The 19,535-nt window shown below is 44.9% G+C and carries 19 protein-coding genes and 2 riboswitches; of the genes, 9 read left to right on the top strand and 10 right to left on the bottom strand.

Features of this window, described 5'->3' with window-relative positions:
• Position 1 precedes the first annotated feature (1 nt).
• Positions 2-829, bottom strand: a complete 828-nt coding sequence (locus tag B0H99_RS12105; protein WP_106533944.1) for an ABC transporter ATP-binding protein — start codon at positions 827-829, stop codon at positions 2-4.
• Between the two features lie 195 nt (positions 830-1,024).
• Here B0H99_RS12105 and B0H99_RS12100 point away from each other — a divergent pair, with 195 nt between their 5' ends.
• Together B0H99_RS12100 and B0H99_RS12095 are read left to right on the top strand one after the other, a co-directional pair.
• Positions 1,025-1,999 (top strand): ABC transporter substrate-binding protein, encoded by a 975-nt coding sequence (locus B0H99_RS12100; protein WP_106533943.1) that lies wholly within the window; start codon positions 1,025-1,027, stop codon positions 1,997-1,999.
• Positions 1,999-3,960: an iron ABC transporter permease gene (locus B0H99_RS12095; protein WP_106533942.1), complete on the top strand. Its 1,962-nt coding sequence runs from the start codon at positions 1,999-2,001 to the stop codon at positions 3,958-3,960. The genes B0H99_RS12100 and B0H99_RS12095 overlap by 1 nt, the downstream gene beginning before the upstream one ends.
• Positions 3,961-4,018: 58 nt before the next feature.
• Here the strand turns inward: B0H99_RS12095 and B0H99_RS12090 are convergent, their stop codons facing one another.
• Both B0H99_RS12090 and B0H99_RS12085 read right to left on the bottom strand, forming a co-directional pair.
• Positions 4,019-4,444 (bottom strand): pyridoxamine 5'-phosphate oxidase family protein, encoded by a 426-nt coding sequence (locus tag B0H99_RS12090; protein WP_106533941.1) that lies wholly within the window; start codon positions 4,442-4,444, stop codon positions 4,019-4,021.
• Positions 4,445-4,545: 101 nt separating this feature from the next.
• Complete coding sequence (locus B0H99_RS12085; protein ID WP_106533940.1) at positions 4,546-4,773, bottom strand: hypothetical protein; 228 nt, start codon at positions 4,771-4,773, stop codon at positions 4,546-4,548.
• A 188-nt stretch (positions 4,774-4,961) separates the two neighbouring features.
• On the opposite strand from B0H99_RS12085, the gene B0H99_RS12080 reads away from it, so the two are divergent.
• On the top strand, positions 4,962-5,981 hold the full coding sequence (locus tag B0H99_RS12080) for an STAS domain-containing protein (RefSeq protein ID WP_106533939.1): 1,020 nt from the start codon (positions 4,962-4,964) through the stop codon (positions 5,979-5,981).
• A 71-nt stretch (positions 5,982-6,052) separates the two neighbouring features.
• Here the strand turns inward: B0H99_RS12080 and pepT are convergent, their stop codons facing one another.
• The 6 genes from pepT to B0H99_RS12050 all read right to left on the bottom strand — a co-directional run bounded on the left by pepT (position 6,053) and on the right by B0H99_RS12050 (position 12,276).
• Positions 6,053-7,276: a peptidase T gene (gene pepT, locus B0H99_RS12075; RefSeq protein ID WP_106533938.1), complete on the bottom strand. Its 1,224-nt coding sequence runs from the start codon at positions 7,274-7,276 to the stop codon at positions 6,053-6,055.
• Between the two features lie 207 nt (positions 7,277-7,483).
• Complete coding sequence (locus B0H99_RS12070) at positions 7,484-8,686, bottom strand: M20 family metallopeptidase (RefSeq protein ID WP_106533937.1); 1,203 nt, start codon at positions 8,684-8,686, stop codon at positions 7,484-7,486.
• A 19-nt stretch (positions 8,687-8,705) separates the two neighbouring features.
• Positions 8,706-9,545, bottom strand: a complete 840-nt coding sequence (locus tag B0H99_RS12065; RefSeq protein WP_106533936.1) for a MetQ/NlpA family ABC transporter substrate-binding protein — start codon at positions 9,543-9,545, stop codon at positions 8,706-8,708.
• Positions 9,546-9,587: 42 nt separating this feature from the next.
• A complete protein-coding gene (locus B0H99_RS12060) occupies positions 9,588-10,238 on the bottom strand; it encodes a methionine ABC transporter permease (protein ID WP_106533935.1) in 651 nt (216 codons plus the stop codon).
• On the bottom strand, positions 10,228-11,259 hold the full coding sequence (locus tag B0H99_RS12055) for a methionine ABC transporter ATP-binding protein (protein WP_106533934.1): 1,032 nt from the start codon (positions 11,257-11,259) through the stop codon (positions 10,228-10,230). Before B0H99_RS12055 ends, B0H99_RS12060 begins: the two co-directional genes overlap by 11 nt.
• Positions 11,260-11,379: 120 nt before the next feature.
• A riboswitch (SAM riboswitch) is annotated at positions 11,380-11,495 on the bottom strand.
• 139 nt (positions 11,496-11,634) lie between these two features.
• Positions 11,635-12,276, bottom strand: coding sequence for a glycerol-3-phosphate acyltransferase (locus tag B0H99_RS12050; RefSeq protein ID WP_106533933.1), 642 nt, complete (start codon positions 12,274-12,276; stop codon positions 11,635-11,637).
• A gap of 130 nt (positions 12,277-12,406) precedes the next feature.
• Positions 12,407-12,522: riboswitch (SAM riboswitch) on the top strand.
• Positions 12,523-12,626: 104 nt separating this feature from the next.
• Here B0H99_RS12050 and B0H99_RS12045 point away from each other — a divergent pair.
• Positions 12,627-13,916, top strand: coding sequence for an O-acetylhomoserine aminocarboxypropyltransferase/cysteine synthase family protein (locus tag B0H99_RS12045; protein WP_106533932.1), 1,290 nt, complete (start codon positions 12,627-12,629; stop codon positions 13,914-13,916).
• A gap of 12 nt (positions 13,917-13,928) precedes the next feature.
• Complete coding sequence (gene metX / locus B0H99_RS12040; protein WP_106533931.1) at positions 13,929-14,942, top strand: homoserine O-acetyltransferase MetX; 1,014 nt, start codon at positions 13,929-13,931, stop codon at positions 14,940-14,942.
• 68 nt (positions 14,943-15,010) lie between these two features.
• Here the strand turns inward: metX and B0H99_RS12035 are convergent, their stop codons facing one another.
• Positions 15,011-15,241, bottom strand: a complete 231-nt coding sequence (locus B0H99_RS12035; RefSeq protein ID WP_106533930.1) for a helix-turn-helix domain-containing protein — start codon at positions 15,239-15,241, stop codon at positions 15,011-15,013.
• Between the two features lie 109 nt (positions 15,242-15,350).
• Between B0H99_RS12035 and B0H99_RS12030 the strand changes: the two genes are divergently transcribed.
• The 4 genes from B0H99_RS12030 to B0H99_RS12020 all read left to right on the top strand — a co-directional run bounded on the left by B0H99_RS12030 (position 15,351) and on the right by B0H99_RS12020 (position 19,316).
• Positions 15,351-16,235 carry a DMT family transporter gene (locus B0H99_RS12030; RefSeq protein ID WP_106533929.1) on the top strand — a complete coding sequence of 295 codons (885 nt, stop codon included), beginning with the start codon at positions 15,351-15,353 and terminating at the stop codon, positions 16,233-16,235.
• Between the two features lie 100 nt (positions 16,236-16,335).
• A complete protein-coding gene (locus B0H99_RS12025) occupies positions 16,336-17,028 on the top strand; it encodes a response regulator transcription factor (RefSeq protein WP_106533928.1) in 693 nt (230 codons plus the stop codon).
• The gene (locus B0H99_RS17860) at positions 17,006-17,167 is read left to right on the top strand and encodes a hypothetical protein (RefSeq protein WP_181313661.1); all 162 of its coding nucleotides are present in this window, start codon (positions 17,006-17,008) and stop codon (positions 17,165-17,167) included. The genes B0H99_RS12025 and B0H99_RS17860 overlap by 23 nt, the downstream gene beginning before the upstream one ends.
• Before the next feature lies 1 nt (position 17,168).
• Positions 17,169-19,316 carry a sensor histidine kinase gene (locus B0H99_RS12020; protein WP_181313660.1) on the top strand — a complete coding sequence of 716 codons (2,148 nt, stop codon included), beginning with the start codon at positions 17,169-17,171 and terminating at the stop codon, positions 19,314-19,316.
• Positions 19,317-19,535: the final 219 nt, after the last annotated feature.

Here is a 19,535-nt window from a genome sequence, read left to right as displayed (position 1 = left end):
ATTAAGATCCAAGTTTGGCTTTCCGGAGTTCTGGGACGATGCAACGGCCTCTTCCAAAAGGTACACAGTGGGGTGTGCCAAACAGCGGATCTTTAGAAACTTGGCATTCCATGCCGAATACGGCGCGGACCAGATCACAGTTAATGACATCTTCCGGCGTGCCTTGGCCGAATACAGCACCGTCTTTGATGGCGATGATGTTATGGGCATATCGTGAGGCCAAGTTCAAATCATGGAGCACCATAATGATGGTACGGCCATGAACTTCATTCAATTCGAATAAAAGATCAAGGATTTCAATTTGATGCGTCATATCCAAATAAGTGGTCGGTTCATCCAGAAGAATGATGTCAGTATCTTGAGCAAGTGTCATGGCAATCCAGGCACGTTGGCGCTGGCCGCCGGATAATTCGTCAACCGGTTTGTCACGAAATTCATCGACACGTGTCGCTTTCATCGCTGCTTCTACTTTTTCCGTGTCTTCTTCTGTCCAGCGCTTAAGCCATGACTGATGCGGATATCGACCCTGCTTTACAAGATCGTGGACTGTCAAGCCTTCAGGCGATACTGGCGATTGCGGCAAGATGCCCATTGTCTTCGCGACTTCACGCGAAGACATTTGATGCACTTCTTTGCCTTCTAAAAGAATCGAACCTTCTTGTGGTTTAAGTAAACGCGCGATTGAGCGAAGAAGTGTGGATTTGCCGCAGCCATTGCTGCCAACAAATACTGAAATTTCACCGCGCGGTATGGATAAGTTCAATTTCTCAAATAGTAGGTCTTCGTTATACCCAATAGACAGGTCATTCGTTTGGACGGCCATCGTCATTGTGTAATTCCTCCACATCTTTCGCTGTTTGTGTAACTGAAACGCTTTCTCAATACGCTAACTATATCATAAATTTGCAATAAGTGAGAACGATTTTCACTATAGATAGACAAAAACCTTTACAAATGTGACAAATAACAATAAAATGAAGACGTATTGAGAATCGTTATCAAATAACCTTGGGGGTTAAAGATTATGAAACAACGCATTCTATTTTTAGTAGCTATGTTAATGCTTGTTCTTGCTGGATGTTCCTCAGCAGGCGAAGAATCAGCAACGACAGAAACAACAGCAGAACCGGTTACGATTACTGGAACAAATGGAGAAGTGACTTTGGATGCGCCGGCTAAAAAAGTCGTTGCGCTTGAATGGACTTATGCCGAAGACTTGTTAGCGGTAGGGGTTCAGCCAGCTGGTATGGCTGATATCGAAGAGTATGGAAACTATGTCAATATCGAACCGCAATTAGATGATACTGTCGCTGACGTGGGCGGGCGTCAAGAACCCAACTTGGAAGCGATTGCTGCTCTTGAGCCGGATTTAATCATCGGCGTTAGTTTCCGCCATGACGCCATGTTAGCGGACCTTGAAAAAATAGCGCCAACCGTTATTTTTAATCCATACCCAGAAGATGAAAGCATCGATCTTTATCAAGAAATGGAAACGACATTTAAAGAAATTGCAAAAGCGGTTGATAAAACAGCGGAAGCCGATAAAGTGCTGGCTGATTTGGAAAGTGATTATGAAGAAAAAGCAGCAGAAATTGAAGCGGCTAATCTAAAGACCAAAGACGTTATCTTGACATTGGCTTATACAGGGCCTCAAGCTCCGGAAATTCGCGTCTTTACGCCAAATTCCATGGCTTCGATCATCCTGGAGCGCATCGGTTTGAACAATGTCCATCAACCGGACCAGTTTGAGGTTTTCGGCTCCAGTACATTCAACGTAGAAGGCTTAGTGAAATATGAAGATGCCAACTACCTGTACACGGTGCCGGATGAAGACAACATTTACGAAAACCAATTAAAAGGCAATAAAGTCTGGGAAAACTTGGCGTTTGTGGAAGAAGGGCGCACGTATGATTTAGGTCCCGCTACTTGGTTATATGGCGGCCCATTATCAGCGAAAACGCTTATGAACCAAATTACAGAAGTAATGGTGAATAACTAATGCAAGGAAAACTTAAACGCAAGTCCTTTGCCTCTTTGGCAGGGGGCTTTTTCCTGCTTTTTGCGTTATCCCTTATCCATTTGACGCAAGGGCAGGCTGATTACACAGTAACTGAGCTTTTAAATGGGGTATGGTCAGAAGGCAGGATTCAGGACATTGTCTTGAGTCTCCGGATGCCGCGGCTCGCTATCGGATTATTGGTTGGTGGGGCACTGGCGGTTTCCGGCTCAGTTCTGCAGACATTGACAAACAATCCGCTTGCTTCTCCGGGAACTTTGGGAATAAACGCCGGCGCATTTTTCTTCGTTGTTGTATCGGTTATATTCTTTCCATCATTCTTGGGACAATTTCCATTTCTTACAGCACTTCTTGGGGCAGTGCTTTCTTCTCTTTTAGTCGTTGGACTTTCCGGAAAGCAAATGGATCCGGTTCGGGTGGCGCTTACTGGAATGATTATTTCACTCTTGTTTTCTTCCATAACAGGAGCAATGCAATTGCTATTTGAGAACCAGACGAATGGCCTCTTTCTATGGGGATCGGGAACGCTTGTTCAATTGAATTGGCAAGGCGTGCAATTTGCGGCGCCGGTTGTTGCCATTTTTTTGATTGCGTCTTTATTGCTGGCAAAATCTATGGATGTGCTATCTCTGGGTGAGGATATTGCTTCGTCGCTTGGGCAAAATGTTCGACTCGTCAAGCTTTTCGCGTGGGGAGTTGCCATTGTGCTTGCTGCAACAACAGTAAGTGTTGTCGGCCCAATAGGCTTTATCGGACTAATGGCACCGCATATTGTCCGGATGATGGGAATCCGCGGACATTTGCCGATTTTCATTCATTCCTTTTTGTGGGGAAGTGTCATGCTGATAGGAGCGGATGTGCTCGGCCGGCTTATTCAACCGGGACAAGAAGTACCTGTTGGCGCCATGACTGCCCTTATTGGCGGACCTTGGCTGTTATTCCTCGCCTGGAAAACGGCGAAATCACTGAAACGCGGCGATCGCCAAATGGGAGGCACTACAAAGCCGATTCGTTTAAAGCTGCTGCTGCCTCTTTTGGTAGGGATAATTGCTGTAGTTATTACGCTGGCACTAAGCTTCAATGGTTTGGAATGGTCGTTTGAATGGATGAAACCGGTTGTCTGGAATTTCCGGGTGCCGCGGGTATTGACTGCATTTCTCGTCGGCATCATGCTGGCAATCACTGGAGTGATTTTACAAGGGGTGCTCCGCAATCCTCTGGCCGATTCAAGCGTACTAGGAGTCACTTCTATGGCTGGAGCAGGCGCAATGCTTCTGCTCGTCGTATTTCCTGGAATTCCTTCTGCCTTTTTGCCGCTCGGCGCAACATTTGGTGCGGTCCTGGCCCTGGGCATCATATTAGTGACAGCTTGGAAAAATAATTTCCAGCCGATGCTTGTTGCTTTGATGGGCATTGCCATTTCGGCCTTTGGTTCCGCAGCTACCCAAGTCTTTGTGGTAAAAGCGAAATTGGCGGTGGCAAGCGCACTTGTCTGGTTATCAGGGAGTACCTACGGAAAAGGCTGGGAAGATGTCCAGTTTGCGCTTATATTATTCGTCTTATTTATCGGGCCTGCTATTTACATCACGCGAAGTTTGGATACCCTGACATTTGGTGACGATATAGCGGCAGGGCTTGGCCTGAACATCCGGTCGACGCGTGTATGGGCATTGATCATTGGTGTTGCCATTTCAACGGTTGCTGTATCGGTTGTCGGAACTATCGGCTTTATCGGGCTGGTGGCTCCGCATATCGCGCGCCGATTGGTCGGCTTTCGCCATTTGCCGCTCATGCTGGCTTCGGGTTTGCTTGGCGGCTTGCTATTGGTTACCGCTGACTTTATCGGCCGCATTCTCATTGCGCCGAAAGATATTCCAAGCGGCCTGATTGTTGCATTGATTGGAACGCCTTACTTACTTTATTTATTGCGAAAGATGAAATAGAAAAAGGGTCTGCCAAAGTGGCAGACCCTTTTTTTGCTTTCCAATGTTAGCGCTTATATTATTGCAATTCGATCGTTTGCGGCTCTTCGCCTTTTTTGTTAATGAGACGGACACGGTTCGGTTTGATAGCCAAAATGACCAAGTTCGGATCATCCGGTCCCGAGAACCAGCCTCTTAATGCATCGTTCCATACTTTATCAATCATGCTTTGTTCATCATGAACACTCATTTCACCTTCAATTTCCAGGAAAGCATCTCCGACACCTTGGCCTTCATAACCCAAAAGAATGTGAACATGAGGATTGTCTTCAATCTCATCGACTTTTTGAGTTTGTTTGCTGGTAGCCGTATACAAGGTGAATTCATCATTAAAGAATGTCATGTAACGGGAATGAGGCTTATTGTCTTTTACTGTCGCCAACGTTCCTACGTGGCTTTCTTCTAAAATTTTTAATGCATTGTTTTTTAATTCTGTTTGATTCATTCCTATCTCTCCTTTGAAATGATTGATTGTATTCAAATTAAAAAGAACCGTATGGAACTATTCATGCGGTTCTTTTGATGAAAGCTCTTGTCCATCCAATATCAATCCGGATATTTTTCCTCGCTGGCTGAATTTTCTTTTGTTGAACGTGGGTTCGCTTCATCTCGCATGTCTTGTTTTAAATCTTCTAATGGAATGCTATCCACATTTTGTTCTTCTTCAAACATATCGAGTATGCTTTGGTTATCAGTAGTAAATTGTTCGGGATTATCCGTGGAAGGAACTGCTTTTTTTTCACGCTTGTCATCACCGGGATGATTGTTCGTCATTGATCAAGCACCTCTTTCTTTTGATGTTACTGGTATATTCCTTTTTTGACGTGATTTAAAACATGAGTGAATGTCATCGAAAGTTTCAAGAGCAATCTAGGGTCTTCCGTTTCTCAGTAAATCGTGACAATAGCTACTAGCAGAAAGACTATGATAAGATAAAACTATTGAATGAGAGGAGTTGCGTCATGGGGAAAAAACCTTCGATTACTGTAGGGGGCTTGCAATTCAACTGGGATTTAGATAAAGGGAAATTCCAATTTGAAGGCCAGGATTCTGTCCTTTTTTGGACTTCAACTGCCATGAAAATGTTCTTTGATTCAGTAGAAGAAATTTCTGGGGAAGAAGCGGCAGGCGTTGTGCTGGAAACAACCGGGTTTCGCCAAGGATTGGTAGTTGGCGAATATTTTGCGGATAAAAAAGATGTTGATGTAGCAACAGCTGCTGGATTGATAACGAATACATATGCTTCTGCTGGTTGGGGATTAGCTGAAATTTGTGATTTGAACACGGAAGTAGGCACGCTTGAAGTTCATTTGAGCAATAGCTGGGAACATAAGATCAATGTAGCACAAGGGAAAAAAGTCGGTGGTAATTTCTTGCCAGCGCATTATGCGGGAATTTTCACGAAGCTTTTAGGGCGCAATATTTGGTATAAAGTGGTTCATCATCAGATTGAAGGATATAACGAAACACGGATTCAATATTTCCCGTCTGAGGAAAATGTCGAAAGAAATATTCATCGGCTCGCCCGCTCAAAAGAAGCGGAACAAATTCGTCAATTGGAAAACTTAGTAGAAGAAAAAACAGCTGAGCTAAGCGAGCTGATCAAAGAGATTTCTTCGCCGATTATTCCGGTGCTGGAGGATATTGTTGTTGTGCCGCTATTAGGTACTTATGACGAAAACCGTGCGGAAGAATTACTTGTAAAAACTTTGCAGAACTTACCGACTCATAAAGCGAAATATTTGGTCCTGGATTTAACGGGGCTCAACAACCGGTTTACTGAGCATGCAGCCAGTCTGATAGATAAGCTGGGAGCCACTGCTTCGTTGATTGGAACGTCCACAATTTTGGTCGGTATTTCGCCGCAAATGAGCATGGTCATTGCTGAATCCGGCATCAATTTATCGAAATTCAATTGTTTCCAGACTTTGCAGCATGGCATTCATTATGCTTTAGCTCAAAATGGGCGGAGCATCATTTAAAAAAGGTTCGTTTAACTTCAGAAGTTAAACGAACCTTTTTTGCGTTATACTGCTTTCGAGCAGAGGAATTTCTATTTTTGTTCCATCGATCTAACGATTTCCACAATGACCTGAGTGGCTTTTTCCATATTTTCTGCGGAAATGAACTCGTATTTTCCGTGGTAGTTTTCACCGCCGGTAAAAATATTAGGTGTCGGCATGCCCATATAAGACAGTTGAGATCCATCTGTACCGCCCCGAACAGGAACAATATTTGGCTCGATACCGAGTGTTTTTAGTGCAGTTTCTGCTGAGTCGACAATTTCCATGACCGGCTCGATTTTTTCACGCATATTATAATATTGGTCTTCTATTTCCAAGTTAATGGCACCAGCGCCATATTCGCTCTGCAGTTTTTCAGCCACTTGTTGCATATAAGCTTTTTTCGCTTCAAATTCGTCTTTATCGAAATAGCGGATAATATAGGATAATTCGGCTTTTTCGACATCGCCATGGAAGCTGTTCAGGTGAATGAACCCTTCATAGTCTTCAGTTAGTTCAGGCACTTCGCTTTTTGGCATTTCCTGTTGAAAGCGGATAGCCACTGTAGAAGCATTGACCATTTTATTTTTGGAAGAACCAGGGTGCACGCTTTTGCCTTGGACCGTCAGTTTTGCTGCTGCGGCGTTAAAGCTTTCGTATTGCAATTCGCCAAGTGGACCGCCGTCCATTGTATAGGCAAAGTCGGCGCCGAATTTTGCGACATCAAATTTGTGCGGTCCTTTTCCAATTTCTTCATCAGGAGTGAAAGCTACGCGTATTTTTCCGTGCGTGATTTCTGGGTGCTGAACCAAGTATTCCATCGCTGTCATGATTTCGGCAATGCCGGCTTTATTGTCAGCACCTAGCAGTGTTGTACCGTCTGTCGTGATCAGCGTATGGCCGACGTAATTTTTTAGCGCCGGAAAATCATCAGGGGACATAATGACCGTATCACTCAAAGCAATATCGTTGCCATCATAATTTTCGACTCGTTGAGGATTGACGTTTTTGCCGGTAAAATCCGTTGCCGTGTCAACATGAGCTAAAAATCCGATTACTGGCAGTTCCTTATCGGTATTGGAAGGCAGCGTACCAAACAAGTAGCCGTGTTCGTCCATTCCGACTTCTTCAAGGCCGATAGCTTTCATTTCGCGTTCCAATTCATGCAGCAAATCCCACTGCCCGGGAGTTGATGGTGTAGAAGTACTTGTGAAATCAGATTGTGTATCGATTTTAGCATAGCGCACAAGACGTTCAATTAACGTTTCAAGCATGAATGAATCCTCCTAGTATATGTATTACTCATATTTTAGCATGAAAAGAATGAATTTTGGAAATATGCATTGTAAAGGTCAGGATATGTGTCATAAAAGTTAAACTATGCTTTATTGAGACTAAAATATGCACAAAAAATACGCAGAGACGATTTTATACATAAAAAAGCAGTGTTCCGAACAACGGAACACTGCTTCTGATTGGCTTTATTGTGCTTTTTCTTTTAATGCTTGCGCGTGTGATCTTTTCACTTCTGCTAACAACGCAGAATCCGTCAATAAGCGGTAACCGGTATTGGCTAGCGCCTTCGCGCCTTTGATCAATGCTTCATTGCCGGCCTCCGAATTTGCAGCTTCACGGAATTCTACAGTATGGGCAACCAGATTATCCGGGCCAATTTTAATATACGGGTGGGCTGTTGGCACTTCATAACTGATGTTGCCGGCATCTGTCGAACCGAGGCCAGTTGATCGGGAAAGAGCGACTTCTTCGCCGGCACTTTGCAGTTCTTCACGGATAATGGCGTCAAGGGCATCCGTCAATACAAGGTCTTTCACTTCATTTTGAAAACGTTCGATTTTTACGGTTGCTCCTGTAGCTAGTGCTGCACCTTCAGCAATAGCCCGGATTTTTCGGGCGGTGTCAGCGGTTTTCTTCCAGGAATCGCCACGGATGAAGAAGCGGGCAGATGCATATTCCGGAATGATATTTGGTGCATCTCCGCCGTGCGTAATAATGCCATGGACGCGTGCATCAGACGGCAATTGCTGGCGCAGGGCATTGACGCCATTGAACAGTTGAATGACTGCATCAAGTGCGTTAATGCCTTCTTCCGGTGATGCAGCGGCATGGGCCGGTTTGCCATAAAAATGAAAATCAAGAGGGTCGACAGCAAGAGAAGGGCCGGTGATCGCCGATTTTCCGGATGGATGGATCATCAACGCTGCATCAATGCCTTCAAGAAGGCCGTGTTTTACGAAACTGCCTTTTGCACTGCCATTCGGGCCGCCTTCTTCGGCGGGAGTGCCAAGAACAACGACGCGTCCACCAGTGGCAGAGAATGTTTCAGCAAGCGCAATGGCAGCTGCGACACTCGTCGTACCGATAATGTTATGGCCGCATGCGTGGCCGATTTTCGGTAGGGCGTCGTACTCAGCCAGATAAGCAATGGTCGGACCTGGCAAAGGGCTTTCTTTGCTGGCAAAAAAGGACGTTTCGTGTCCAGCTACTGCCGTTTCTACTGAAAAACCTGCATCTTCAAGCAATTCGACCAGCGTAGCGCTGGCAAAAACTTCTTCGTTGCCGATTTCCGGTTTTGCATGGATAGCTTGGCTAGTCGCGATATATTCTGCGCGTCTTGATTCGATTGACTGGGAAATAGTTTGGGCCGCTTCTTTAATTGCTGTCACTGGGTTTCCTCCTCGAATATTATTGGTAGTCGACTAATTCTTCTACAGAAACAAATGTTGGGATTTGAGCGCCTTTTGTATGCTCAATGATAAAGTCCTTTGTATCGTCTTGTTGGTATAGTTCTACAATTTTCAAGAAATCAGGGTCATCTGCGTTTTCTTTGCTGGCAGCGATCAAGTTAATATATGGTTTTGCTGTTGCGCTTTCACGGGCAATCGGATCTTCCGTAGGATTCAAGCCTGCATCAACTGCGATACCGTTATTGATGATAGAAGCTGCAACATCAGCCATTGCGCGAGGTGTCTGGCCTGAAATCATTGGAACAAGTTCGATGTTTTTCGGGTTTTTCGTAATGTCTTTTGCTGTTCCAGTAAGACCAGCGTCCTCCGATAATTCGATCAATCCGGCTTCTTGAAGAAGCAATAAGCCACGGCCCATGTTTGTCGCTTCGTTCGGTAAAGCAATTTGAGCGCCTTCTGGAAGTTCTTCAAGTGACTCGTATTTGTCGGAGTACAGACCCATTGGAGCAATGACAGTCGAGCCGATCGGTACGATATCAAGTTTGTGTTCAGCAACAAATTCATCAAAATAAGAAATGGTCTGGAAGGCATTCAAGTCCAGTTCGCCTTCACCAAGTGCGATATTTGGAGCTACATAATCAGAGAAAGTGACAATTTCAAGGTCGATTCCTTCTTTTTCCGCTTTTTCGGCGACGTAATCCCAAATTGTTGTATCGGAACCGCTGATGCCCAGTGTGACCTTCCGGTTGCCTTCAGCGCCGCTTTCATCGCTGTTCCCGCATGCTGCCAGGATTAAAACTGTTAAAGCCAAAAGTAAAAGTGCTGTAATTTTTTTCATGTAGTAATTCCTCCAATAATTTAGTTTGTTTTAATAAAAAAATTAACTGCGCCGTACACGTTTAGACAAAATATTTCCGAGTGACTGCACACCTTGAACCAATACAACAAGTATCGCGACGGTCAATACCATGACAAGAGTATCAAAGCGTTGATAGCCATAGGTGATGGCCAAGTCGCCGAGGCCGCCTCCGCCGATTGCACCGGCCATTGCTGATGCTCCGATCAAGCCGACAATGGCAATCGTCAATGCCAAAACGAGGGAGCTGAGCGCTTCCGGGATAAGGAAACGGAAAATGATCTGCCCTGGGGAAGCACCCATCGCTTGGGCGGCTTCAATGACCCCTTTGTCAACTTCAAGCAAGGAATTCTCGATCAGCCGGGCAATGTATGGCCCGGCGTAAAAGACGAGGGGAACAATTGCTGCTGAAGTTCCTATAGAGGTTCCAACTATCAAACGGGTTAAAGGAATAATAGCGACCATTAAAATGATAAAAGGCACAGAACGGAAAATATTGATTATGACGTTCAATACTTTAAAAACCGCTTCATTTTGAAGCAAGTGGCCTCTTCGCGTAACTACCAGCAGGATGCCGAGCGGAAAACCGATTAATAAGGAAAAGGCGAAAGAGACGCCGGTCATGTAGACCGTTTCCCACAGGGCTTCTAAAATCTGTTCATTATCAACTAGCATAGTTTTCTGCCTCCTCTACCGTTGCATCGCTCTGGCGGATGGCGGCCAAAGCACGGTTAATTTCCGAGCGGTCACCTATAAATTCAACAATCAAATTGCCGTAAGGCTTGCCCTGAAGCTCGGTGATATTGCCGAATAGAACATTGAGATCAAGATTGAATTCCCGGGATACCTGAGATATGAGCGGCCGTCCAACCGAATTTCCATGGAACTGGATGCGATAGATGGAATGATTGCCTCCTGCATCTTGTATTTGCTGCATCAATGCCGGTGGCAGCTCGTCGTTCATGACAGAACGTACAAAGCGTTGAGTGGTCGGCTGCTGCGGGTTGGTGAAGACATCAAAGACGCTTCCTTGTTCAATCACTTTCCCTGCTTCAAGCACGGCAACTTTGTCGCATATCTCCCGGATAACGCCCATCTCATGGGTGATCAACAAAATGGTGATGTTGTATTCACGATTGATTTTTCGGAGTAAATCCAAAATCGATTGTGTCGTTTGGGGATCCAGTGCAGAAGTTGCTTCATCGCACAGGAGAACCGAAGGGTTTGTAGCAAGAGCACGGGCAATGCCGATGCGCTGTTTTTGTCCGCCTGATAATTGATCCGGGTATTTCTGAGCCTGATCGGCAAGACCGACAAATTCGAGCAAACTTTTTACCTGTTCTTTAATTTTGTCTTTTGGTGTATTCGCTAAAATGAGCGGCATTGCAACATTATGGAAAACCGTTTTCGAATTCAGCAAATTGAAATGCTGAAATATCATGCCGATATCTTTGCGGGTTGTCCGGATTTCTTTGCTGGATAAAGTGGAAATGTCTTTGCCATGTATTTTAACGGACCCTTTAGTAGGGCGTTCCAATAAGTTGACTGTCCGTATGAGTGAGCTTTTCCCAGCTCCACTAAAACCGATAACGCCGAAAATTTCTCCGGTTTCCACTGTCAGGTCGATACCGTTTAACGCATGAATTTCTTGTTTACCTGACTGGTAGGTCTTGGTAACTCCCTCGAATTGAATCATTAATCTTCCTCCTCAAGCAGTGTGAATCTTATACATCGGCCATTTCCAAGAGAACGAAAAAAAGCCTTCTTTTTTCTTATCCACAAGAAAAAAGAAGGCTTCGGCATGAAACCATCTCAATTCTCATCTTCCAAATGCATAAAAACGCATTTGCAGGAGTTAGCACAGTGTTCGCTAAAAGCGAACCCGCTGCCGAAACGTCGTAGGGCCTGTCCCTCGGTTTCTCTGGATAAGAAAGTGATGTACGTATTTGATTTGTGAGTTTTACTTTAGAGGTGATTTACTAAAAAGTCAAGGCACTATTTTAAAAAAGTTTTAAAGGTCTCTATTTCTTGCTTTCTTGAAAGCGCTTTTCTAAAGCGAAACCGGCAGCTCTTAGCTAGAGCCAGCCGGTTTTTTCTTAAAGACAGAAGAGACTTTTGGTTCGGTGCCGTTTTTAATGCGTCCAATATTCTCAAGATGTTTCCAGAACGCCATGGCACATAGCAACAGGGCCATCAAAACTGGCCATATGCTTTCAGCTGGCCAAAAGGCTATGGCCATAAACATGCCATAGAGAAGAAGCACCCCGACAACCATATAGCCAGTTGTCAAAGCCGCAGCAACCATCAGCAATCCGCCAGCCAGTCCTAGCTTCCAGTCAAGCGCAAGCATTACACCAATCACTGCAGCTGTTCCTTTTCCGCCCTCAAAATTCATGTGGAAAGGAAAGTTATGGCCGAAGACAACGCCGGCTCCGATAACGAACAGCAGGGTCCAAACTACTTCATCCGATAAACTGAAGCCCACAAGCAGAAACCTCAATCCGGCTACTGCAGCAAAACCTTTGAAAATATCAAGAAAAGCGACGAGTACACCGTATTTCCAGCCAAGCACAATAGCGGCGTTCGAAGCACCGGAATTTTTAACGCCTTCTTTTTTAATATTGATTCCAGTAAGGAGCTGGGCAATCGAAGATCCATGCAGAGAGCCGATAAAATAACCTGTTATAAGTGCAACTGCGGTCCATATGATCATGTTAATCCCCCTTTATTAGTAATAAACGTTTTAAAAGACCTGAGGTTTCAAAATATTTTAACTACTTCACTTGACAAAAAAGAAAAGAATTTTTATACTTCTTCACATGATGGAAAACTAAATCTGAATACTCTTATCAAGAGTGGCGGAGGGAATAGGCCCTGCGATGCCCGGCAACCTGCAAGCAATTTTACTTGCAAAGGTGCTAAATCCTACAGACCTGCAAATGGGTCTGGCAGATAAGAGGAGGTATCTCCGTAAATGACGGTCCTCTTCTTAACGAAGAGGGCTTTTTCTATTCCCTCCTCGTCTTTGTAATCCATCAACAAAAACTTTAGGAGGAATCAATGATGACGAATTTCAAACCAGAGACGCTTTTATTGCACGGGGGACAACAACCCGATTCAGTGACCGGAGCGCGAGCGGTGCCAATCCACAAGACAACTTCCTACGTATTCAAAAACACAGAGCACGCCCAAAACCTTTTTAGCTTAAAAGAGCCTGGCAACATCTATTCGCGCATCATGAATCCAACCGTCGATGTCTTTGAACAGCGGGTCGCGCTGCTTGAAGGCGGAACGGCTGCAGTGGCACTCGCTTCGGGCATGGCAGCGATTGCCTTTTCCGTTTTGAATATCGCCGAAGCAGGAGATGAAATTGTTGCGGACAGCAATCTGTACGGCGGCACGTATAATCTGTTCGCCAATACGCTGCCTCGCTACGGCATCACAGTGAAATTTGTGGATGCCACCGATCCGGAAAACTTTCGCGCAGCCATCACTGATAAGACAAAAGCATTGTTTGGTGAGATCATCGGCAATCCTAGCCTAAATGTGTTCGATGTTGAAAAAGTGGCAGACATTGCGCACGAGAACGGACTTCCGCTCCTGATTGACAACACCTTCGCTTCGCCATACGGCAGCAATCCGATTGAGTTCGGAGCGGATGTGGTCATCCATTCGGCCACAAAATGGATTGGCGGACACGGAACGACAATCGGTGGAATCGCAGTTGATGCCGGCAAGTTTGATTGGAACAATTCGCGGTTCCCGAACTATACCGAGCCAGATGTAAGTTATCATGGCATCCGTTACGGAATTGATGTGCCGGAAGCGGCATTTGCGACCAAACTCCGCGTTCAGTTACTGCGTGATTTCGGTCCGGCATTAAGTCCGGAGAGTGCCCACGCATTTTTGCAAGGCCTTGAAACATTGCATTTACGTTTGCCGAAACACAGCAGCAATGCAAGGAAAGTCGCGGAGTTTTTAAAGGAACATCCGCAAGTGGAATGGGTCAATTATATCGGCTTTGAAGAACATCCATCTCACGCCCTTGCACAAAAGTACTTGAAAGAAACGTTTGGCTCCATCGTCAATTTTGGCGTGAAAGGCGGTCGTGAAGCGGGAAGAAAAGTTATTGACAGTGTGAACCTGTGGTCGCACGTAGCCAATGTTGGTGACGCAAAATCGCTTATCATCCATCCGGCTTCGACAACTCATCAGCAATTGCAAAAAGAAGAACTGGAGCTCTCCGGCGTAACGGAAGAACTGATCCGTTTGTCGGTCGGATTGGAAAACGCCGACGACTTGATTGCGGATCTTGAACAAGCCATCAAAGCAGCGGTTTTGGAAAATGTCTAGGAGGAGATCGATATGGCTGTAGTATCTATCGGCTCTTTCACACTCGAGTCAAATCAGACTTTGCATGATGTAAAGCTTGCTTATGAACGATGCGGCAATTTGGAGGCACCGGCAATATTGGTGTGCCATGCATTGACCGGAGACCAACATAGTATCGGGACAGAGGAAAATCCAGGATGGTGGGCCGGATTGATTGGTCCGGGAAAAGCCGTGGACACAAACAGCTTTCAAGTGATCACGTTTAACGTGCTTGGCGGCTGCAACGGCTCGACCGGTCCGCAGTCGATCAACCCGGAAACAGGAGAACCTTATCAGGCTCTTTTTCCTCTTTTGACGATCCGGGACATGGTACGGGCAGAGCGCGCAGCGCTGCAAAAATTAGGGATTCCTCATCTGGCTGGCGTAATCGGCGGTTCGCTTGGCGGCATGAAAACCTTGGAGTGGGGCTGCCTATACCCGGATTTCGTGGATACTATTTTTCCGCTTGCCGTAACACCGGCATACAGTGATTACGGCATTGCTTTCAACCACATCGGCGTTCAAGCAATTGAAGGGGATGCTGAATTCAAAGGGGGAAACTACGAGGATTCTTCCAAGCTAAAAGGGTTTCAAATCGCGCGTATGGCCGGCATGGTTACATACCGGAGCAGCCAGTTGTTTAACGGCCGTTTTGCCCGTGAACATAACGGCAAACAATTTAACGTCGAATCTTACTTATCCTATCAAGGCGAAAAACTGGCAAAGCGTTTCGACGCCAATAGTTACGTAACGCTCTTAAAAGCGATGAATACACATGATGTAGGAAGAGCGAAAGTGGAAACGGGAATATTTTCTTTATCCTATACCCATGACCTGCTTTATCCGCAGGAATTGATGTTGCCATGGCTAAAAGAACAGCCGAATGCAGAATGGCAGCTTATTGAAACAAATTTTGGACATGATGGTTTCTTAGTCGAGTTTGAAAAATGGGGAAGTTATATCCAAGGAAAACTAAATCAACTGTTCGTCTCCCAGCCCATGCGTTAACCCAAATGAAAAAGCCCATTAGCTGAAGTAAATTCAGCTAATGGGCTTTTTCGTTTAGATGCAGCTTTTCAGTCTTCGTCTTTAATGTCAATATCATCTGGAATCGGTGTATTGCGCCATTCTTCAAGCTCTTGTTTGATTTGTTCCAACTGCAAAAAATGCGACTCAAACTGTGAGGTGTTGACCAAGTATTGTTCACCGTCATGGACTGCGCGAATACGGCCTTCGAGCACATAGCGGGTCACTTGTTCCTCGGGCATTGATAGAAAAGCGGCAGTTTCCGGGACTGTCATATACATATGATCGCCTCCTCTTTTTACCTTTATTATAATTCATAGAAAGTTGGGTCTCAAACAATTAATTTCGTGGTAAGGTATTTAATGAATTAGGAAAGGGCAGGTGTAACTCGTGAATTTTTTACCTTACATACTGGTTCTGTTGGCGGCAATGCTTTGGGGCACAACAGGAACCTCCCAGACATTCATCGAAGGCGCTGCGCATCCCTTGACAATTGGTGCACTTCGGTTAAGCATCGGCGGATTTTCGCTGCTGGCTTTTGTCTTATGGGCAAAAATGCTAAACGTTAAGACGATTCCATGGAAAGCCGCCTGGTTGTCAGCGGCTGCAATGGCCTTGTTTCAGCCTTTGTTTTTTTCTTCCGTTCAGCTTACAGGCATCGCGGTAGGAACAGTAGTGGCAATAGGAAGCGCACCTGTTTTTACAGGGATTCTAGAGTGGGCTTTTATGAAGAAAAATCCGGATAGGGTATGGATGATTGCTACGTCCTGTGCGATTGCCGGCTGCATTTTACTATTCTCGAATACACAATCAGCCACTATCAATTCCTTTGGTGTCCTATTGGCATTGGGTGCTGGTTTGTCCTTCGCTGGATATGCCATCGTCAGCAAATCCGTGCTTCATGCGATGGAAGCAGTGCCGGCAGTGGCGGTGATTTTTTCCTTGAGCGCACTGTTCCTCTTGCCATTTCTGCTGTTTTTGGATGTCTCATACATACAAGTTCCAAAAAACGTAGGCGTTATTATGTATTTGGGCATCGCGGCAACTGGCCTTTCGTATATTCTGTTTTCAAAAGGATTAAAGCAAATTCCGTCCTCTTCCGCCGTCACGTTGTCTTTGGCTGAACCGTTGACTGCCTCTTTGCTTGGAGTGCTGGTTGTAGGAGAAACCTTGAATGGAACTGCTTGGACAGGCGTCTTTCTATTGCTTTGCGGGATTGTCGTTCTGACACTTGCAAAGAAAAAGCCTATTGAAAAAAAGGCAGCGAGCAGTTGATTCGCTGTCTTTTTTTCTTAAGAATTTCTTCAGATTTATCATAAGCTCTGCTTAAGATTTAACCCATACAATAAGAACATAGACGAAAGAGGTGTAGACAATGAGTCAATTTACGGTACTGGTGACTGATGATGACCAGGACATCCGGGACGGAATAGAAATCTACTTGAAAAATGAAGGCTACCGGGTATTGAAAGCTTCGAACGGCCTTGAAGCAATTGAGCAGTTGGAGTCCCATGAAGTGCACGTCATTATTCTCGATATCATGATGCCGAAATTGGACGGCATTTCTGCAACATTCAAAATCCGGGAGCAGCGGAATATCCCAATCATTATGCTTAGTGCAAAAGCGGAGGATTCCGATAAAATTCATGGGTTATCCGTTGGGGCGGATGACTACGTTACAAAGCCGTTTCATCCAATGGAACTGGTGGCGCGGGTTAAATCTCAACTTAGACGATACGTGACTCTTGGGACCTACCAAGAGAAAAGCCAACGTTTGGAAATCGACGGGCTCGTATTGGATGCGGATTCCAAAGAAGTTATTTTGCACGGAGAGTCGGTCAAGTTGACGCCGATCGAATTTAAAATCACTGAATTGCTGATGGAAAATGCCGGACGGGTTTTCTCCATACGTGATATTTACGAACGAGTGTGGAACGAACCAGCGTACAATGCCGAAAATATCGTAGCGGTGCATATCCGGAAAATACGGGAAAAAATCGAAACAGATCCGAAAAATCCAAGATACTTAAAGGTGGTATGGGGAATTGGCTACAAAATTGAAAAATGATCTATGGTCGATTGTTGCGGTCATTATTGCGTTGTTCAGTTTGCTTTACTGCTTTTCATTTATCTGGGATATCATGTTTTATTCGCCGGCTGCTGATGTGCTGGCTGCGCTTCGGACGCTGACGCAAGGGGATGCTTAAAATGAAAAAATGGATTTGGTTAGGGGTTGTATCACTGGTTTTAATTTGTTTTTTTAGCGTCATGGAACTAGGATCGAAATACCTCGGGAAATCTTATGTTGATACAGTGGAATTTAAAGAGAACCATAATCGGTTTAAAGTTTATTTAATTGCAATTAAACTAGATCCATTGACTGCAAATAAGGAATGGCCGGTGACCACTGGTGAAATTGAAGAATACCGCAATCGTTTTGGAACGCTGGCTGAACAACATAGAAGCATCCAAGACCAATACGCTGTTGACATCGAAGAGGCGCAAAGTGCCAACAATAAAAGTCTCGAAGAGATTCTTATTGCAGAGCGGGATAGAAAGCTTGAAGCTATCACAAATAACTTTGCGGACGATGAGGTGGTGCGTGAAAAGATAAAGGAAGAGCGTGCAGAGGGACTGGCTCAAGCCATCAATCACACTAGAAGCTTGGAATCTTCATTTTTAAAAGAATCAGCATACTATGTATATAGGTTGACCAATATTGAAACTGGTGAAACCTTCACAAAGGGAACACTCAAAGAAAATCCTTATTTCGAAGAAACTTATACTGAAGCAAAGCCTTTAAGCACTTCCTATACCAGCTACTATGAGTTAGATGTTTCTGTACCGGAAGAATTGAAATTTTCCGATGCTAGATTTAAGGGGACCATTCAAATAGATAAGGCACTTCTTGAAACATCTATCTATACAGCGGATATAGAACGATTCGATTTTGCTAAGACAATTTTCTATATATTCATGGCATTGGCGATAGCGGGAAGCATCTTGCTTTATACTACATTAAAGTACAATAGAAAGTGGTTTATTAGCCTTCCTTTATATAAAAAGTGGGGAGATGTATTGATAGAAGTTCGTTTCTTAATAATTATTATCTCCTTGATGATTGGACTAGGAGAATCCATCTCCTTATTTACAGATATCCAATATGTCTGGTCGGATGATATGGCGCAAAACTGGATCAGACTGATCAAGCATCTTAGCCTTGCTTTGGTATTTATCGGTTTTACAATTTTACAGCTTATCTGGTTTATAGCATATTACAAAAATATGCAATCACTTAAAGCGGAAATTCAGCAAAGCCTTGCGTTTCGAAGCCTTGTTAACGTACAGCAAGCATTTTTGAACAAATCTATCGGCTTCCAGATGCTTGTTTTGCTTATTGTCATCTTTTTCTGGGGCTTCGGTACAGCTCTAATGTTCATCGTTGGCGGTCTAATAATTGTCTGGATTCCAGCGACGCTTTTTATTGGCCTTCCAGTTCTGTTTTTCATGCTGAACCGCTTCGGATATTTAAATGTATTAATGCAAGGAACAGAAAATATTGCAAATGGGCGATTGAATGAAGAGCTTCCGGTCCGAGGCAGATCAGCATTGGCCCACCACGCACGCCAATTGAATTTGTTGAAAGAAGGCGTCCGGCAATCGATGTCTGAACAGGCAAAAAGTGAGCGGCTGAAGACCGAATTGATTACCAATGTCAGTCACGATCTTCGCACACCGCTAACTTCGATCATCACCTACACGGACTTGATGAAAGCGCCGGATTTATCTACAGAAGAACGCTTGTCATATGTGGCGATTCTCGACCGGAAATCGCAGCGCTTGAAAACACTTATTGAAGATTTGTTCGAAGTATCGAAAATGGCAAGCGGCAACATGGAACTTCAGCGGGCACGCCTTGATCTTACCCAATTAATGACGCAGGCTTTTGCGGAACATGCGGAAGACATTGCGGCATCCGGACTTGATTTTCGTATCAGTGCACCCCAACAAGCGGTCTATATCCATGCAGATGGCCAAAAGTGGTGGCGCGTGCTGGACAACTTGATCATCAATGCTATCAAGTATGCTTTGCCGGGAACTCGGGTTTACGTTTCGTTGAATGAAGTGGATAGCCAAGCTGAATTTGTCATTAAGAACGTCACCCGCTACGAACTGGGGGACAACACGGATGAATTATTTGAGCGTTTTAAGCGTGGCGATGTTTCACGCCAGACAGAAGGATCGGGCTTAGGGCTTGCCATTGCGCAATCGATTGTTGAACTGCACGGCGGCTCCATGAGAATAGAAGTTGATGGGGATCTGTTCAAAGTAACGGTGACAATAAATAGTATCTAGATAGTATGCCAAAGTAAAAAAGGACTCTAACGAGTCCTTTTTTTCAGGCTGTCGAGAAACTCTCGGCAGCTTTTTTCATTTCGCTCCAGGCGGACGCTTTCCGCGGGCACGGCCTCAGCCGCTTCCTTCGCTTCGCTCTGTCCAGGGTCTTCGGCTCGCGCTGGTCCCGCTGGAGTCGCCGCCTTCCGCTCCATTTGCGACTTTTACAGGTTTTCATTG

The organism is Planomicrobium soli (genome assembly GCF_003014655.1).
Taxonomy (GTDB): domain Bacteria; phylum Bacillota; class Bacilli; order Bacillales_A; family Planococcaceae; genus Planococcus; species Planococcus soli_B.
The sequence above is the reverse complement of the archived record's forward strand: the minus strand, read 5'-3'. Positions and strand labels throughout refer to the sequence as shown.

Excerpts from the sequence above, each read along its gene's own strand:
- B0H99_RS12105 (WP_106533944.1), bottom strand. The coding sequence starts at position 829 with ATGACGATGGCCGTCCAAACGAATGACCTGTCTATTGGGTATAACGAA.
- B0H99_RS12100 (WP_106533943.1), top strand. The coding sequence starts at position 1,025 with ATGAAACAACGCATTCTATTTTTAGTAGCTATGTTAATGCTTGTTCTT.
- B0H99_RS12095 (WP_106533942.1), top strand. The coding sequence starts at position 1,999 with ATGCAAGGAAAACTTAAACGCAAGTCCTTTGCCTCTTTGGCAGGGGGC.
- B0H99_RS12090 (WP_106533941.1), bottom strand. The coding sequence starts at position 4,444 with ATGAATCAAACAGAATTAAAAAACAATGCATTAAAAATTTTAGAAGAA.
- B0H99_RS12085 (WP_106533940.1), bottom strand. The coding sequence starts at position 4,773 with ATGACGAACAATCATCCCGGTGATGACAAGCGTGAAAAAAAAGCAGTT.
- B0H99_RS12080 (WP_106533939.1), top strand. The coding sequence starts at position 4,962 with ATGGGGAAAAAACCTTCGATTACTGTAGGGGGCTTGCAATTCAACTGG.
- pepT (WP_106533938.1), bottom strand. The coding sequence starts at position 7,276 with ATGCTTGAAACGTTAATTGAACGTCTTGTGCGCTATGCTAAAATCGAT.
- B0H99_RS12065 (WP_106533936.1), bottom strand. The coding sequence starts at position 9,545 with ATGAAAAAAATTACAGCACTTTTACTTTTGGCTTTAACAGTTTTAATC.
- B0H99_RS12060 (WP_106533935.1), bottom strand. The coding sequence starts at position 10,238 with ATGCTAGTTGATAATGAACAGATTTTAGAAGCCCTGTGGGAAACGGTC.
- B0H99_RS12055 (WP_106533934.1), bottom strand. The coding sequence starts at position 11,259 with ATGATTCAATTCGAGGGAGTTACCAAGACCTACCAGTCAGGTAAACAA.
- B0H99_RS12050 (WP_106533933.1), bottom strand. The coding sequence starts at position 12,276 with ATGATCATATGGACCGCAGTTGCACTTATAACAGGTTATTTTATCGGC.
- B0H99_RS12045 (WP_106533932.1), top strand. The coding sequence starts at position 12,627 with ATGACGAATTTCAAACCAGAGACGCTTTTATTGCACGGGGGACAACAA.
- metX (WP_106533931.1), top strand. The coding sequence starts at position 13,929 with ATGGCTGTAGTATCTATCGGCTCTTTCACACTCGAGTCAAATCAGACT.
- B0H99_RS12035 (WP_106533930.1), bottom strand. The coding sequence starts at position 15,241 with ATGTATATGACAGTCCCGGAAACTGCCGCTTTTCTATCAATGCCCGAG.
- B0H99_RS12025 (WP_106533928.1), top strand. The coding sequence starts at position 16,336 with ATGAGTCAATTTACGGTACTGGTGACTGATGATGACCAGGACATCCGG.
- B0H99_RS12020 (WP_181313660.1), top strand. The coding sequence starts at position 17,169 with ATGAAAAAATGGATTTGGTTAGGGGTTGTATCACTGGTTTTAATTTGT.